The organism is Microcoleus sp. T2B6 (genome assembly GCF_036700475.1).
Taxonomy (GTDB): Bacteria; Cyanobacteriota; Cyanobacteriia; order Cyanobacteriales; family Microcoleaceae; genus Microcoleus.
The window spans coordinates 1-15685 of the sequence record NZ_JAUBOZ010000139.1; the positions used below are offsets into that span (position 1 = coordinate 1).

The 15685-nt window shown below is 45.9% G+C and carries 17 protein-coding genes; 11 read left to right on the forward strand and 6 right to left on the reverse strand.

What is annotated here, in order from left to right; genetic code table 11:
* Window positions 1-411: 411 nt before the first annotated feature.
* Both QUA00_RS33240 and QUA00_RS33245 read right to left on the reverse strand, forming a co-directional pair.
* Window positions 412-1227, reverse strand: coding sequence for an FkbM family methyltransferase (locus QUA00_RS33240; RefSeq protein WP_333412722.1), 816 nt, complete (start codon window positions 1225-1227; stop codon window positions 412-414).
* 287 nt (window positions 1228-1514) lie between these two features.
* Complete coding sequence (locus tag QUA00_RS33245; protein WP_333140734.1) at window positions 1515-2021, reverse strand: hypothetical protein; 507 nt, start codon at window positions 2019-2021, stop codon at window positions 1515-1517.
* 137 nt (window positions 2022-2158) lie between these two features.
* Between QUA00_RS33245 and QUA00_RS33250 the strand changes: the two genes are divergently transcribed.
* The 6 genes from QUA00_RS33250 to QUA00_RS33275 all read left to right on the forward strand — a co-directional run bounded on the left by QUA00_RS33250 (window position 2159) and on the right by QUA00_RS33275 (window position 8666).
* Entirely contained in the window at window positions 2159-2401 is a 243-nt protein-coding gene (locus QUA00_RS33250; RefSeq protein WP_333140736.1) for a hypothetical protein, read from the forward strand.
* A gap of 311 nt (window positions 2402-2712) precedes the next feature.
* Window positions 2713-3795: an ATP-dependent 6-phosphofructokinase gene (locus tag QUA00_RS33255; RefSeq protein ID WP_333140787.1), complete on the forward strand. Its 1083-nt coding sequence runs from the start codon at window positions 2713-2715 to the stop codon at window positions 3793-3795.
* 273 nt (window positions 3796-4068) lie between these two features.
* Window positions 4069-4491, forward strand: coding sequence for a thioesterase family protein (locus tag QUA00_RS33260; protein WP_333140738.1), 423 nt, complete (start codon window positions 4069-4071; stop codon window positions 4489-4491).
* A 250-nt stretch (window positions 4492-4741) separates the two neighbouring features.
* On the forward strand, window positions 4742-6190 hold the full coding sequence (locus tag QUA00_RS33265; RefSeq protein WP_333140742.1) for a slr1306 family protein: 1449 nt from the start codon (window positions 4742-4744) through the stop codon (window positions 6188-6190).
* 148 nt (window positions 6191-6338) lie between these two features.
* The gene (locus tag QUA00_RS33270) at window positions 6339-6947 is read left to right on the forward strand and encodes a Uma2 family endonuclease (protein ID WP_333140744.1); all 609 of its coding nucleotides are present in this window, start codon (window positions 6339-6341) and stop codon (window positions 6945-6947) included.
* Between the two features lie 198 nt (window positions 6948-7145).
* Entirely contained in the window at window positions 7146-8666 is a 1521-nt protein-coding gene (locus QUA00_RS33275; protein WP_333140746.1) for a DUF697 domain-containing protein, read from the forward strand.
* Window positions 8667-8872: 206 nt separating this feature from the next.
* Here QUA00_RS33275 and QUA00_RS33280 read toward each other — a convergent pair whose 3' ends face one another.
* Window positions 8873-9562, reverse strand: coding sequence for a hypothetical protein (locus tag QUA00_RS33280; protein ID WP_333140748.1), 690 nt, complete (start codon window positions 9560-9562; stop codon window positions 8873-8875).
* A 135-nt stretch (window positions 9563-9697) separates the two neighbouring features.
* Complete coding sequence (locus QUA00_RS33285; protein ID WP_333140750.1) at window positions 9698-10615, reverse strand: TlyA family RNA methyltransferase; 918 nt, start codon at window positions 10613-10615, stop codon at window positions 9698-9700.
* Window positions 10616-11086: 471 nt separating this feature from the next.
* On the opposite strand from QUA00_RS33285, the gene QUA00_RS33290 reads away from it, so the two are divergent.
* Window positions 11087-11326: a hypothetical protein gene (locus tag QUA00_RS33290; RefSeq protein WP_333140752.1), complete on the forward strand. Its 240-nt coding sequence runs from the start codon at window positions 11087-11089 to the stop codon at window positions 11324-11326.
* A 167-nt stretch (window positions 11327-11493) separates the two neighbouring features.
* Window positions 11494-11667 (forward strand): hypothetical protein, encoded by a 174-nt coding sequence (locus QUA00_RS33295; RefSeq protein ID WP_333412726.1) that lies wholly within the window; start codon window positions 11494-11496, stop codon window positions 11665-11667.
* 351 nt (window positions 11668-12018) lie between these two features.
* On the opposite strand, the gene apcB is transcribed toward QUA00_RS33295, so the two are convergent.
* A complete protein-coding gene (gene apcB / locus QUA00_RS33300; RefSeq protein WP_333036060.1) occupies window positions 12019-12528 on the reverse strand; it encodes an allophycocyanin subunit beta in 510 nt (169 codons plus the stop codon).
* Window positions 12529-12868: 340 nt separating this feature from the next.
* Between apcB and glnA the strand changes: the two genes are divergently transcribed.
* On the forward strand, window positions 12869-14290 hold the full coding sequence (gene glnA, locus QUA00_RS33305) for a type I glutamate--ammonia ligase (RefSeq protein WP_333057654.1): 1422 nt from the start codon (window positions 12869-12871) through the stop codon (window positions 14288-14290).
* A 109-nt stretch (window positions 14291-14399) separates the two neighbouring features.
* Here the strand turns inward: glnA and QUA00_RS33310 are convergent, their stop codons facing one another.
* A complete protein-coding gene (locus tag QUA00_RS33310; RefSeq protein ID WP_333412727.1) occupies window positions 14400-14840 on the reverse strand; it encodes a hypothetical protein in 441 nt (146 codons plus the stop codon).
* A gap of 73 nt (window positions 14841-14913) precedes the next feature.
* Between QUA00_RS33310 and QUA00_RS33315 the strand changes: the two genes are divergently transcribed.
* A complete protein-coding gene (locus QUA00_RS33315) occupies window positions 14914-15243 on the forward strand; it encodes a hypothetical protein (RefSeq protein ID WP_333412729.1) in 330 nt (109 codons plus the stop codon).
* On the forward strand, window positions 15240-15473 hold the full coding sequence (locus QUA00_RS33320) for a hypothetical protein (protein WP_333412731.1): 234 nt from the start codon (window positions 15240-15242) through the stop codon (window positions 15471-15473). The genes QUA00_RS33315 and QUA00_RS33320 overlap by 4 nt, the downstream gene beginning before the upstream one ends.
* Window positions 15474-15685: the final 212 nt, after the last annotated feature.

Below are 15685 nucleotides of genomic sequence, written 5' to 3' on the forward strand. Positions count from 1 at the left end.
CCTACGGAAAATCAGGCTTTTGTAGTTTCGGGGCAACCACGGGGGGATTGCCCCTACGGAAAATCAGGCTTTTGTAGTTTCGGGGCAACCACGGGGGGATTGCCCCTACGGAAAATCAGGCTTTTGTAGGGGCGGTGCCCCCGTGCCCGCCCTCACCCACAGATGATGTCATGGGCATTTCAGGCATGGGGGCAACCACGGGGGGTTTGCCCCTACAAGAGAATGAAACCGCCCTGCCACATTAGGGCATTCTCACTTTCTGATATCCAATGAAAGCCAATTTACTGCTGATTGCAAGCTTATAGACGGCAATAGCAGCATTTAGAAAACCAGTTTTTGAGATGTTTCGGATTAATTAAATAAGCGTGCGAAGTGCGACCAGGATTTGGTATCAGATGAAAGCAACTTGAGTTAAATGATGACATAATCTTCGCCCAAAACAACTTGATTGACCTGTGGTTCCGGGTCTATTGGGTCGCTGTAATGAGTCTCAATGTGTTGGATGAAACTTTCCCGATAAGCTTTGAGATGCGAGTTAAGTGCTTCGATATCCTGTTCTCCTGTCGCGTAACCCCTCTCTTTTCGGAAGTGACCGGATTCCTTAACAAAAGCCATGTCAACTTGCCACAAAGCTGAATCAATCGGGCGATATGACAAATCAACAATATCGTAAGCTGCGAATCCTTGGGACTTCATAAAACTCATTACATCATACATCTGACCGAATAAAGTAACTTCTACAATTACATATTCAGTCTGCTGCAAAATCTCAGTTGCTCCTGCTAAAACATCTAATTCCTGTCCGTCTACATCAACTTTAATTAAATACGGGCCTGGCAAGTTTCTTTCCCTGCATATTCCATCCAGGGTAATTGCTGGTATGTTCCTCAAATAAGGATTGCTGCTGTCAGTAACGCGATTTTCAGCAAGTGAAGAATGCACCATACCGGGACTGACGTTGAGGGTGAAAACTCCCGATTCTTTGGTCGCTGCAGCAATAATGTATTCTGCACTTTTGAGCTTGTGGCAAATTTTGGCGAGGTAAGGTTCATTTTCGGCGATGGGTTCAATTAGCAAATGTCGCGAATTGGGGAAAGTTTCGTAAAGGTTAAAAGTTCCCAAGGCGGCACCGACATCAATCACAGTTCTTGGTTGAAAACCTAACTTTTTAGCCAGCAACAAGCTGCCTGACATCGAGTTTCTGAGAGTTCCTGTTTGTTGGTTCACAATTTTATCCTGATTTCAATGTGGATATAATTAATATTATGTCTGCCAGCAGAGTTATTATATGTCCGAATAAAAAAAACGAAGCAATCGCCGAGGTTTGCGATTGCTTCCCTTCGGATCGCAATGACAGAAATAGGTTTCAACTGAGATATTGCACCATTCTCAATCAGTTTTTTTAGGAACAGGCTTTCCGGCCTGTTCCACAAAGAGTGAATTTTCTGGTGAAACAGGGATCTTGCCTGTTAAGCGAGAATGGTGCAAGATGTGAGTGTCAATGCAACCTGCTACTATTTCGCGGATTTCTGCGCCTTGTTTTCCGGTTCGACAGATTGCAAAGCTTCGTCGAGAATTGCCCGCGCTTCTTCGGCTTTACTTCTAGCTTCTCGATAGCGGACGTTAGCTTGAGCAAAGTTTTTGAGAACCTTGAAACCATCTTTCAAACGACTAATTTCCTCGGCAGTCACAGCCTCATCTGTAAACAAAATGTCGATCGCCGCCCGGATTTTGAGTGCTTCTTCGCGGGATTCCATCACTTTCAATTTGAGACTTGCCAAATTGCTCAAAATCTGCACTGCTTCAGTAATCGCGTCCTCGCCTTCAGACGCAGCATCTTCGATATCCTTAACTTCAACAAACTGCTTGGGCCCAAATCCCTCCACGAGTTCCGTAGGCAGCTTGCCCTCATCCATGAGCTCCATCAGCCGATCCATCGCTTCTTCGCGGGCTTTGGCTGAATCTTTCCCTTTGACAGTTAAAATAATTTCGGGGCTTTGAGGAAGTGTATAGCGAACCATATTTTGACAGCCTGTGCGCGAAAACAATTGAATGATATTTTATCTTTATTCGATCGCCAGTTGCAGCTATCAATCCGCTCCATTACCAACCGCTTGCCAAAACTTGACACATATACACTCAAAAGGAACCCTCGACAATGAAAGATAAATTTCTTAACTTGCTCAACTTGTTTTTAGTAGCTGATGTGTTTTTCGTCTTTGCCATTTTTGGGTGGTTTGTGATCGCAGTAGCAGGTCGATCGACTGGCGTGAATCTCGGTTTTGATTTGTGGTACAGTCTCTGGCAGCCCGTATTTAATCCCGCCCTCGGAATTCTTATGGGCGGTGCTATTCTCAGCGGTATAATTAACCAAGTTTCTAAACGCCTCAATCCCAAGTAAAATTGATGTTTTGTTGGAGACGGTGATTGGCGATGCTACGCAAGTTGGCGATCGAACTTGTGGAATGCTTCAGAGATGAGGCACTCAATTAGGTCGATGAAGCTTGAAAATACATAAGTAGTCAAAAACGAGTGAAACGCTCCCCAAAGGAGCGATATCTTATGAAAGCAATCACAAAAGTTATGATAGCTTTACATTCTGTTACAGAGTAAAGTTTATTTTTGCCTACCTATTTACGTCTAAAATCAGGATTGGACGATCGGGATCTAAAAATATCAACTCATATTCAGAGTAACAAAAGTCGGGCAATTATGGGAGAACAAAAATGTATCGGTATCCTCACCAGCGGGGGTGACTGTGCAGGCTTAAACGCAGTTATTAGAGCCGTTGTCTACCGCGCAACGGGAACTTACAATTGGAAAGTGATGGGGATTCGTCAAGCCACCAACGGATTGATGAGTCGTCCCCCTGAAGCAATTCCATTGGATATTGAGAAAGTAGACTCGTGGCTCACCATTGGTGGTACGATGCTAGGCACGACAAATAAGGGCGACCCTTTTGCTTTCCCGATGCCGGATGGGACTCTACGCGATCGGGCTGAGGACATTATCGAAGGCTATCATCAACTAGGTCTGGATGCCTTAATTGGCATTGGTGGCGATGGCAGTCTCGCCATTCTCAGGAAGATTGCTCAACAAGGTAATTTGAATTTAGTTGCTATTCCTAAAACTATTGATAATGATGTCGGAATTACCGAGCGTTCCATCGGTTTTGATACTGCTGTCAATATTGCCACTGAAGCACTCGACCGCTTGCATTTTACTGCGGCCAGTCACAGCCGCGTTATGATTGTTGAAGTCATGGGACGCGACGCCGGACATATTGCAATTAGTGCCGGAATTTCAGGGGGAGCTGATATAATTCTGATTCCCGAAATCCCTTACACAATTTCCAAAATCTGTGCCCAAATCCAAGAACGCCAAGACCGGGGAAAAAACTACTGTTTAATTATAGTAGCGGAGGCAGTTCGCACTGAAGAAGGCGAATTAGTAATGCACACAAATCGTTTAGGTCAAAGTCGATTAGGCGGAATTGGTCAGTATTTAGCTGATACAATTTCTGACTGCAGCGGTGCAGAAACTCGCGTCACCGTTTTGGGACACATTCAACGCGGAGGAACTCCTTCATCGCTAGAAAGATTAATTGCTTCTGCTTTTGGCATCGCAGCAGTTGATTTAATTGCCGAAGAGAAATACGACTGCATGGTATCTTGGCAAAAGCGGGAAGTTGTGAGCGTTCCTCTGGAAGATGCGATCGCCAAATACAGACCTGTAGACTTCGATGGTACTCTGGTTAAAACTGCCCGCGGTTTAGGGATTTGTCTGGGAGACTAAACAATTACCCGTCCGATTTCTCAAAGGTTTAGTCGGGGACGCACTCAGAACCACGAAACTGGGTTAACCGAGACTGAGGGTTTTAAGCCAGTGTATTGTGGTTAAAAAACCAAGGTGCTCACCGATCGTGCTTCCACGACTAATATTAACCTGGAAGTAGTGGCGTTTCAACTATGATTAGTGTAACTTGCAATCAGTTCCGATCGAGTATCGACCCAGAGCGCGATCGCACTCGGAACTACAAAATACCGCAACAAGTGGAAAGGTGAGAAATTGGCACCATTTACTGCACAAATTAGAGTGCGCCATTACGAAATGGACGCCCTCGGTCACGTAAATAATGCTGTCTACCAGCATTATTTAGAACACGCTGCGATCGAACATTTAGAACACTTGGGATTTACACTCGATCGCTACCGGGAATTGGGCGGCGTCTTTGTCATGCGGCGGATAGAGATTGACTATTTGCGATCGGCAGCCTCGGGCGATCGATTGGAGATATCCACTTGGATCGAACAAATGCGCGGCCCGCGCGCTGTCCGCCGCTACGAAATTCGCTTGGCTGGAAGTGACGAAATATTGTTAAAAGCAGAGGCGCTTTGGGTTTGGGTTGAAGTGACCACCATGCGCCCGCGAGCAATTCCCAAACAAATAATTGATATTTTTGAATCACAATCTCAAGCATTACCAACATAAAGCCAAAATCAACTATTATATTTGCAAAATCCTGTAAAAATCTATTGGTTTGTAGTGACGGCTTCAGCCCTTCATTCCCCCTTTGTAGAAGTGCAAAAAGTTGATTGTCGCCGGGGCCGCAAATCCCGATCGCAAAAAGTCGGATCGCCCGCCTGCCAGTTTGGATGCCGCAGAGGTACGATGGAATATAGGGAGGGAGGCCAAGCCGGCGAAGGTTAAGCTTGGTGACAATACCCACAGGAAGGAAAAAATGACACTTAACTTGCGGCGACCGATTTTGATAGGCGGAATAGGACTTTCAGCAGCGCTGTGGCTGCTGGAAACTCTACAGCATTCGGGTTCAGAAATGGGCGAAACGGCACTCATCGGCTTGGCGGCTGCCGGTGCGGGGTATTGGTGGTGGAAGCAACAATCCCCCAAACTCGAACTCGCACTCCCGCAACCCCTGGCCAACCGGGAAGCAGCCGAAAAAGCGATCGCGACTTCAGAAACAGCAATTAAATTGCTCGCTTCAGAAGCTCCAAACTCTGCTGATCCTGCTAATCTAACAGCACAGCTCGATCGGCTCAGAAGCGAATTAGATAGACAAGATTTACGGATTACCGTAACTGGCGGCAAAGCTGTCGGCAAAACTGCCTTAATTCAAGTTTTAAATTCTAATTGGGTCTCTCAACACTCGCAAAAGCTTAGTTTACAAGAAACAGCAGCGCTGTTTGCTAATACAAATGCCGATGCCAAAATCAACGGTGATTTAGTGCTGTTTGTGACAGCGGGCGACATCACAGATTCGGAATTTCAAACATTATCTCAGCTAGCGTCTGCAGGTCAGCGCGTGCTGCTAGTCTGGAACAAACAAGACCAATATTTGCCAGAACAGCAGTCGCAGGTTTTGCACTCTTTGCAGCAGAAAATGCAAGGAATATTGGGGACAGAAGAGATAATTGCGATCGCAGCTTCTCCCAATTCTATTAAAGTGCGGCAGCACCAAGCGGACGGCACAGTTCAAGAACGCATCGAAAATCAAGTCTCTCAACTCGACGGGCTGACCGAAAGATTGACTAAAATCTTAACTGAAGAACGGCAACAGTTGGTCTGGGCGAGTGCAGTGCGCGAGGCTGCAAGTATCAAGTTAGAGGCGAAAACCTTATTAAATGCAGTCAGGCGCGATCGGGCACTTCCCATTATCGAACAATATCAGTACATCGCCGCCGCCGCCGTCTTTACTAACCCGGTTCCAGCTTTAGACTTGCTAGCAACAACCGCCATCAGTACCCAACTTGTAATCGACCTCGGCGCTATCTACCAGCAAAAGTTTTCCTTAGACCAAGCTAAGACAGTAGCGGCAACTTTGGCAAGTCAAATGTTTAAATTAGGGTTGGTAGAAATGTCTACCCAAACTATTACTGGACTGCTGAAAAGCAATGCCGTCACCTACGTAGCAGGAGGCGCGGTGCAGGGAATTAGTGCAGCATATTTTACCAGAATAGCTGGACTGAGTTTAATTGAATATTTCCAAAGTCGAGAAGGGGAAAATGCTGGAATAGGCATTTTAAATATCGACCATTTGACTAAAACTTTGCAAGCCGTATTTACGCAAAATCAGCAAGTTTCTTTCTTGCAATCTTTCGTCAACCAAGTGGCGAGTCGCCTTTCCTCTCAGGTATCTGGACCCGAAACCCTTAAGTCGGCGGTCAATTAAGTAAAATAAAGGAACAGGCTTTCCGGCCTGTTCCACAAGACAGTTTTTTGTTGTGGAACGGGCATCTTGCCCGTTCCCCGGCAGAGCAGGGGAACCAGTTAATATTTTCCTTCTTCCTTCTATTATACAATCAAAGACAGTTTGCACGATGATACAAACTCAACCAAAAATACTAACCTTTGAAGAATTTATAGAATCCAAAGCTGAGAACAGATGCTACGAACTTCACGATGGGGTAATGGTTGAAATGCAGCCAACAGGAGAACACGAAGATATCACAGCATACCTTGTTCAAGAATTTACGCTGCTCTACACCGAACTGCAACTTCCATACCGCATTCCCTCGAAAGCGCTAGTTAAGCCACCAGCTAAAGATACAGGATATATCCCTGATGTTTTGTTATTAAACCGTCAGGCTTTAGCATCTGAACCCTTATGGTTGAAGTCAGCAACAATCACCCAAGGAACATCTATCCCGCTACTTGTTGAAGTTGTCAGTACCAACTGGCGCGACGATTATCTAAAAAAGTTGGCAGATTACGAAATGATGGGAATTCTCGAATATTGGATTGCGGATTATGCTGGATTCGGCGGTATACGTCATATTGGCGACCCCAAACAACCCACGCTTTCGGTTTGTCAGCTTGTGGACGGAGAGTATAGGATTACACAGTTCAGAGGGAGCGATCGCATTATTTCGTCTACATTTCCTAACATGGAGTTGAACGTCGATCAAATTTTCCGAGGCGGAGCCTAGTGTTAGGGAAAAGAACAGGCTTTCCGGCCTGTTCCACAAAAATTTTTTGTGATTGTGGAATGGGCAAGATGCCCGTTCAATATTTTTTGGAAAATTAGTAACTAAAAAGCTAGATTTTTTTTTTAAATTGTATTAAAATAAGAAATAGGATTTATAATTCGACGATCAATTATACCTGCTTAAACAAGCCGATCGCCAATGGCTGACAATTCCCTTCAAGAAAATCGCTTATCTCTTGCCCGTGCCAGTTTGCGCGAATCCCTGGCGCGCTACTCTCACCTGCGCCAAGGCAAAAAAAACTCGAATAATACAGAATTAGAAGCGGCGCTGCAATATCAGTTAGATATTTTAACTTCCACCTCAGAAAAACTAGACCACAACATAATCCGCATTGCTACTTTCGGCTTAGTCAGCCGTGGCAAGTCAGCCGTATTAAACGCGCTTTTAGGTCATAAAATTCTGCAAACAGGCCCTCTCAACGGCGTGACTCAGTGGCCGCGTTCCGTGCGCTGGAGTGTGCCTTTATCCTTCCTTGACAGCGAGGAACCCCCCCAACCCCCCCTTGCCAAGGGGGGGCTTATGGAACCCCCCCTTGCCAAGGGGGGGAAAGGAGGGGTGCAAGTAGAATTAATCGATACTCCCGGACTTGATGAAGTTGGCGGCGAAGTGCGCGGCGAAATGGCGAAACAAGTAACTCGCCAAGCTGACTTAATTCTGTTTGTCGTTGCAGGCGATATTACCCGAACTGAATATCAAGCACTGTGCGAATTGCAAACAGCTCAAAAACCGGTGATTTTAGTTTTTAATAAAATTGACCTGTATCCAGAATTAGACAGAAAAGCTATTTACCAAAGTTTGCAAGCGCTGGGAAATTCTGAAGAGTTAGCAGCCGCTGCGGTAATAGAGGAAACAGATAGCGAAAATTTGTCCGATCGCCCAAACAACTCCTCCGATAAATCTACTGTAAAATCACCGCCTAAAACTTCCAAATCTTTAGAAATAGTCATGGTAGCCGCCGAACCAGCGCCGGTGCAAGTGCGGGTGGAATGGTCCGACGGAAGAGTCACTTACGAATGGGAGTCGCCGCCCGCGCAGATAGACGAACTCAAACATAAAATTTTGACAATTCTTAACAGAGAAGGTCGATCGCTCCTCGCTCTAAATGCTTTAGTTGAAGCTAGAGATGCCGAAGCAAACATTGCCCGTCACGTTCTCAAATTGCGGCAAACAGAAGCCGAAGATTTAATCTGGCAATTTGCAAAATATAAAGCTTTGGCTGTCGGTTTAAATCCCGTGGCTTTCTTGGATGTAATGGGAGCAAGTGTCGCAGATTTAGCGTTAATTCGCTCTTTATCGAGACTTTACGGCTTACCTATGACTGGTTACGAAGCCGGGAAACTTTGGCAGACTATTTTCTCCAGCGCTGGCGGCGTACTTTTGGGAGAATTGGGTAGCAGTTTCCTCTTGGGATTTGGCAAAACTGCGGCCGCTGCGGCCCCGCACATCGGCTTTTCTACTTTTGCCGGAGTTGCTGTCACTCAAGCTAGTTTAGCAGCTTACGGAACCTACGCTGTCGGTCGCGCCGCCCAAGTTTATTTAGAAAAAGGCTGCACCTGGGGCCCCCTTGGACAAGATACGGTAATTCAAGACATTCTCGCCACCATCGAGCGTAATACAATTATCGATCGCCTGCAGCAAGAGTTTAAAATTGGCAATTAAAAATTGCCCTAGTAGTTGAGTAGGGTGCGTCACCAGATGGTTATTTGTGAATAATCGAAGAGCTAGCATCTGACTCACCCTAATGCTTTTCTTCTTACACAATGGTCAAAAAAGTATGCAACTGTAGGTAAACTCCCAACCACCATACTCATCAGTAATTCCCAATTCTCTAATCGAAAATCGAAAATCCAAAATCGAAAATCGTATTACCGTCTGGCAATTCTAACACCTTCCCTAAAATGCGCGATCGTCGCAATTACCGCTATAGAAAAGTAAAATATTCTAATCAGCCAAAAACAAACCCGCATTGACCAAGAAACAATAGTCGGAGCAATACCTGTGAACTGTACAAATCTGGAATTAACTTTTTTTTCAAAGCTGTCAAGGTCTTTCATCTCTGATTGTTTCGTCGGAATAACCGGAAACTGACCACTATATACGTAATAACCGATAAAACCAGGCAGTCCTACCTTTCTGTTCAAAAATGAGTTAGTTAATGTGGCAGTTTCCGGAGGCGATAATTTATCGGATTCTCCTACTTTTTCCAGCCAAGAATTATATCTGATGGCTGGCGTAATCATGAAAACTAAGGGAACTATAACTATCAACAAAGCCGCACTAATTTTGCGACCGTATTGAGGGTGTAGAAGCCTTGTCGCCACACCCACTCCCATACCGATAAATGCAAATACCAATATATTTAACAGTTCAATAATTTCGATACCCCTCAACAAATCCCCGATAATCAGAATTGTATATAATAATTTGTCTGCCAGTAGCAGAGCTGCCCACTTGATGAGCATTGAAACGCCTACAATACTAGCTACAATTGCTACATATCCGATGGCACCTAGAACGTAGAGTAAAATCGAGCCGGCTTGTTTGAATGATTGCATGGAATTATTCACTCTTGTGAAAGTTTAGGAGTCTGATTGACAAAAAAATTGAAATTTTAGATCAATCTGGAGTTCCTAATTTGACTTTTAAAATAGATTAGCTTGACATCTTGAAATCAATCTACAATCTACAATCTACAATCGATCGACAAGTTCCCGCGCCGCCGCTTTGGTAACTTGTGCGATCCGTTCCTTCACAACATCCTCTTCGTTAGCGCAGCCCTCGAAGAGGATCGCCCTCGGCTCTGGCTCCTGTTCGCGATCGATCCCCAACCATAAAAGATACTCGATATTACCGGCCGGGCCAAGTAAAGGCGACCACGTTAAGCCGCGTTGCTGCCATCCTAAAGCTGTGGCTGCCTTCCACACTTGAAAAATCGCATCAGCTTGAGTTGCTGAGTCTCGCACTACGCCTTTTTTCCCGACTCTCTCCCGCCCTACCTCAAACTGCGGTTTTACCAGCAACACTGCTTCTCGCGGTGGTACCAACAATTCCCACAGCGCGGGTAAAATCTTATCCAGGGAAATAAACGACACATCTACTACCGCCAAATCTGCATAAACCCCTATTGGCAAAGAATCTTGCTCCCCCCCTTGACAAGGGGGGGCTGGGGGGGGTGAATTGCCGTAAAGCTCAGTAGCAGTCATGTACCGCAAATTGGTGCGTTCTTTCAAAATTACTCTCGGATCGTTCCTCAAGCCCCAATCTGCTTGACCGTAGCCAACATCTACGCCGTACACTAGGGCAGCGCCGGCTTGCAGGAGACAGTCGGTAAAACCGCCTGTGGAAATGCCACCGTCGAGACAAATTCTGCCTGCAACGGGAATCGCAAAAACTTCTAAAGCTTTGGCTAATTTGTCGCCGCCTCTGGAAACATAGCGCGATCGCTCTTTGATCTGAATTTTTGCTGCAATGTCAACCTCAGTGCCCGGTTTGTCAACTACCTGTTGGTTGATGGAGACTTTCCCAGTCCGAATCAAGGCCTGAGCTTGCTGTCTGGAACTGCACAAATCTAGGCTGACCAATAAAGTGTCTAGTCGCTGTTTAGCCAAGGTTTTTAATCTGTACGGATAGGGTTAAGAACCATTAATGTCAACAATCGCCTGAAACCCTTGGGAAATCTCGTTTTTACGCTAAGTCTAGATCCCCCTAAATCCCCCTAAAGAAGGGGAGTAGGGGTTGACTTTGAAAAGACTCTTGTCCCCCCCTTCGTAGGGGCGGTGCGACCCCTACTCCCCGTGCCCGCCCGCTCGCTAGGGGGGATCTAGATTTAATAGCCACACAGCAGTCTGTGATGGGGTTTGACGTTAAGTTGACACCAATGGGTTAAGAACAGTACCAGATTAGCACTTACGCACAAGCCCCACTGCTAATTTTTGGCGATTATTTTGGTTTTTCCATTGTCGCGGGGCGATCGCCCCACCTCACATGATGTGACTGAGATCGCTCTGAGTGTGTAGTTTTATCACAGATAAACATCCGTAGAATCACACAATAATTTTTGCGACTAGCGGATGATTTATATGCAGCTAAAAGCGCTACAAATACCATCAGGGCGATCGACCATGAAAACAATTAACTTTCCTATCAGAAATCCTGGCAATTGTCAAGAAAATCCCCTCGCCTTCGTCAGCGGTGACATCATCCACATTCTTTACCCCAACGGCGAAGTAGAAGCAACAACCGTCGCACAAGTCGCTCTGCGCCAAAGCAAAAATCCCCTGGACAAATGCCTCGTCTGGGGATGTGTTGGCGATTTTTAGCACGAGTTTCAAACAACCATGCAATTATAGGGAAGCTCCAAAGCCTTAATTCGTTAGTCATTCCCCCTTATTAAAATTTTTAATCTATAATTTTTAATCTATAATTTTTAATCTTAAATCTTTAATCTCAAATGGCATAACCCATAAAAAAAGATCGCTTGGAGGCTGTGAGGTCAAAAAAAGCGATCGATCCAACTGCTGCTGGGAGCATCTCACCTTTGCAGCCCTCCGCTAGAAATTGGAGTTTTGAGGCAGGAGGCAGGAGGCAGGAGGCAGAAGGAAAGAGGCAGAAGGAAAGAGGCAGAAGGAAGGAGCCAGAAGAAGTATTTTTACAAATATGAGATGCTCCCCTGCTGCTAACTGCAAGCAACAAGCGGAATTTGCTGCTAAAAGAACTAGCAAATTGACGTGAACAAACCTGACGGTCAACTGAGTACAGACTGAGTACAGTTAGACCGCAGGCTTCTTTTTCCTTTTTTTCAAAGGCTTTTTATAGTGAGGTAGTTCCACCTCCACTTGCCAATATAGTATCAGAGTATTTCCAGATTATCAAGGGATATACAGAAATAATTGTCGCTTTGGGTACCTACACCCGACGAGCCTTTCATCCCTGCGGTAATTTATTCGGGGTACTTCGCGCAGCGCTCAGATTAATCCCCTTTAAATATACCGAGGGACTTCCCGGCTGGTAGTTAAATATCTTGTTCGCTCAATTCGCGAATCATGTAATCAAAAGGCTGATCCAAAAAAGGCCCCACAGACAAGCCAGCAGCTTGCACTTGAGCCTTAACCATCTCCTTCATAATGCTAATCCCCATCACCGTCGGGCCAATGGGAACGCTTAGAGAATTGTAAGTTTCTCGCAAACCTTGCAGCACGCGCTCGTCGAGCACGTCGGTACTTCCAGCCACCAGGGCGTAAGTAGCATAGCGCAAGTAGTAGTCCATATCCCGCAGACAAGCCGCGTAGCGACGAGTCGTGTAGGCATTTCCCCCGGGACGGATCAGTTCCGGCTGTTCAGCAAATAGCTGAATACCAGCTTGCTTGACAATTGCCGCAGCATTGCTGTTAATCGCCGCCGCCGCCTGTACCCGTGCCGTGCCCGTTGCAAAATAAGATTTCAACCGATCGATACCATCTCGGTCTAAATACCTACCAGCAACATCATAATTTTCAATCAGGCTCGTCACTGCATCGCGCATAAGTTTCTCTCCCAAAAATCTTTATCAATACTTTGCTATCTGAGACAGACCGCCTATTGTAGACTACTACAAATCGGCGTTTGATTAAGATTTGAGATAGGATTTTCACGAAGGGTAGTCTATCCGCGGCAAACTGTCGTAAAATTGGGCCGTTTGCCTTGTATGTTCAGCCGAAAAATAATCCACAGGGCAAGAATCTCAAACTGCCCGGCCACACTGGGCCACTATTTCAAAATTTTGTAGCCATAGATACAAAATAGTGGATACTGAAGGCCTACGATCGCCCAAACAGTCTGAAATCGGCCGATCGCCAAGACACAACCAATATCAGGAGTAAGTCATGTTCCAGACACCCCAAGAAGCCTTAAACTACATACAAGAAAATAAGATCCAGATAGTTGACCTAAAATTCATCGATATGCCGGGGATCTGGCAGCACCTTTCCCTGTACCACGACCAAATCGACGAAACCGCATTCACCGACGGCGTACCCTTCGACGGTTCCAGCATTAGGGGCTGGAAAGCCATCAACGAATCAGACATGACGATGGTAATCGATCCGACCACCGCTTGGATGGACCCGTTCATGGCAGAACCGACCATCAGCTTCATTTGCAGCATCAAAGAACCTCGCACCGGCGAACCATACAGTCGCTGTCCCCGCACCATTGCCCAAAAAGCCATAGACTACTTGCTTTCCACCGGTCTCGGCGATACAGCATTCTTTGGCCCGGAAGCAGAATTCTTTATTTTTGACGACGTTCGCTTCGACCAAACCCAAAATTCCGGCTACTATTACGTAGATTCGATCGAAGGTCGTTGGAATTCCGGCAAAGAAGAAGCAGGCGGCAACCTCGGCTATAAACCGCGTTACAAAGAAGGTTATTTCCCAGTAGCACCAACCGATACCTCACAAGACATGAGAACGGAAATGCTGCTGACAATGGCAAAATGCGGCGTACCCATCGAAAAGCACCACCACGAAGTCGCCACCGGCGGTCAATGCGAACTCGGTTTCCGCTTTGCAACTTTAGTACAAGCTGCCGACTACTTGCTGACTTACAAATACGTCATCAAAAACGTCGGCAAAAAATACGGCAAAACCATCACCTTCATGCCCAAACCGCTGTTTAACGACAACGGTTCCGGGATGCACGTTCACCAGTCGATTTGGAAAGATGGCCAACCTCTATTTGCAGGCGATCAATATGCTGGTTTCAGTCAAATGGGACTGCATTACATCGGCGGCATTCTCAAGCACGCACCGGCACTTTTGGCAATCACCAACCCCACGACCAATTCCTACAAGCGTTTAGTTCCGGGCTTTGAAGCCCCTGTAAACTTAGCTTACTCTCAAGGGAATCGATCGGCATCAGTGCGGATTCCGTTGTCGGGAACCAACCCTAAAGCCAAGCGGTTAGAATTCCGCTGTCCCGATGCCACATCCAACCCCTATTTAGCATTTGCAGCCATGCTGTGCGCCGGCATAGACGGCATCAAGAATCAAATCGATCCGGGCGAACCTTTGGACGTGGATATCTACGACCTTTCCCCTGAAGAATTGAGCAAGATTCCTTCAACTCCCGGTTCCTTGGAAGGCGCTTTAGAAGCTTTAGAAAAAGACCACAGTTTCTTAACTGAAACTGGCGTATTTACTGAAGACTTCATCCAAACCTGGATTTCCTACAAACTCGACAATGAAGTCAACCCGATGCGGCTGCGTCCTCACCCCTACGAGTTTGCTCTCTACTACGACTGTTAGAAAATTAATAATTGAAAATTATAAGTTAAAAATGGGAGTTATACCATTCTTAACCTGTGATTTTTAATTAATAAGAACGCCGCCCTTAAAAGCGGCGTTTTTTTTTAATTTAGAACTTCTGGATCAACGCCCAGACTCTCCCGTCACCCGACACTATCTGGGCAACGCTGTGAGTAGTAGCGCCCTCTGTAGCTTCTGAGACATCCTCTACAGCCCATTTATTTGCTTTCTCATCAACAATAAACAAATCCTCAGCGGTAGTGCCTTCCTGAACCCGATATATCTTATTCAGAATAAAACGCCGCCGCGCTTCAGCTTTTGGTATGCCAACCACATCATCTGGATCGACAGAGATGGCACTGCCTTCTTTTAATGTACCTTTCGAGTTGCTTAAATTGCGATCGTCCCTTTGAGCAACCTGCACGCCGTGAATCTGCAAACCAGGCTCATTCTCAGAGATATTCCAGACAGCAGCTAGGGCCCCACTTTTTCCCAAACCGAGAACCGCTGCACTAATAGTCAAAATTAGCAAAAACTTGAAATAATTCACTGTATTTATGCTCCTTTGTTTGTGAGATTATGCACTCATTCTAAATTAGCAATTAGCAATTACCAATGACCCAATGATGTCCGATATTTTTGTGATGATCCGCAATCAGAGTAACGTCGCCATGACTTCAGTTGACGGCATTGCGTTTGTCACTTTACTGACTCGGGAGGGACGAGTGCTGGCCGAGGAGACAGTTGATCTGTTTGAGGCCGATGTGAATTTTGATAACCTGAAGCAGGGAAAATATACTGTAGTTGTAAGGCACGAAGGCGTTGAACCTCGATCGGCAACTTGTAGTGTTACAATCACCGATGAAGATAAAGTAATCATGCTGACATTTGTTTACTTGGAGCTAGAACGGGTGCTGCTCCGCATTCAAACTTCAACCGAAGAAAGATTATGACCGTGAAAGTTACTCCGCCAAATTCAATTAAAATGTTTCGCTATCGAGTACATTTCTTGGCCAAAGACCTCTGGAGGGAAAAAAACCCGGTTTGTCGGATGAATCTGGCTTTACAGTTAGCCGATGTGGCGACAACTCTGGCTAGATTAGAAGTAGAAGAGGCGCGAAAATTTCAACAAGAGTCTGCTAGTGTTGAGGCTTCAGACTCGACGGAACGTGAAAAGTTTTGAGTGTATGAGGTTGCTTTGTGCGATCCGCGCAACCCTTGCGTGATAGCATCTCAATGAAAGCAGCCAACCTAGAAATTGGAGTTTTGAGGCAGGAGTTTTGAGGCAGGAGGCAGGAGGAAAGAGGAAGAAGGAAGGGGGAGCATCTCAATGAAAGCAGCAAAGCTCGAAATTGGAATTAGGAGTCAGGAGTCAGGAGCCAGGAGAAAAGAGTC

Bases quoted from the DNA above. Each gene is read 5' to 3' on its own strand.
- QUA00_RS33245 (WP_333140734.1), bottom strand. From the start codon at position 2,021: ATGGTTCGCTATACACTTCCTCAAAGCCCCGAAATTATTTTAACTGTC.
- QUA00_RS33250 (WP_333140736.1), top strand. From the start codon at position 2,159: ATGAAAGATAAATTTCTTAACTTGCTCAACTTGTTTTTAGTAGCTGAT.
- QUA00_RS33255 (WP_333140787.1), top strand. From the start codon at position 2,713: ATGGGAGAACAAAAATGTATCGGTATCCTCACCAGCGGGGGTGACTGT.
- QUA00_RS33265 (WP_333140742.1), top strand. From the start codon at position 4,742: ATGACACTTAACTTGCGGCGACCGATTTTGATAGGCGGAATAGGACTT.
- QUA00_RS33270 (WP_333140744.1), top strand. From the start codon at position 6,339: ATGATACAAACTCAACCAAAAATACTAACCTTTGAAGAATTTATAGAA.
- QUA00_RS33275 (WP_333140746.1), top strand. From the start codon at position 7,146: ATGGCTGACAATTCCCTTCAAGAAAATCGCTTATCTCTTGCCCGTGCC.
- QUA00_RS33280 (WP_333140748.1), bottom strand. From the start codon at position 9,562: ATGCAATCATTCAAACAAGCCGGCTCGATTTTACTCTACGTTCTAGGT.
- QUA00_RS33290 (WP_333140752.1), top strand. From the start codon at position 11,087: ATGCAGCTAAAAGCGCTACAAATACCATCAGGGCGATCGACCATGAAA.
- apcB (WP_333036060.1), bottom strand. From the start codon at position 12,528: ATGCGCGATGCAGTGACGAGCCTGATTGAAAATTATGATGTTGCTGGT.
- glnA (WP_333057654.1), top strand. From the start codon at position 12,869: ATGTTCCAGACACCCCAAGAAGCCTTAAACTACATACAAGAAAATAAG.
- QUA00_RS33315 (WP_333412729.1), top strand. From the start codon at position 14,914: ATGATGTCCGATATTTTTGTGATGATCCGCAATCAGAGTAACGTCGCC.
- QUA00_RS33320 (WP_333412731.1), top strand. From the start codon at position 15,240: ATGACCGTGAAAGTTACTCCGCCAAATTCAATTAAAATGTTTCGCTAT.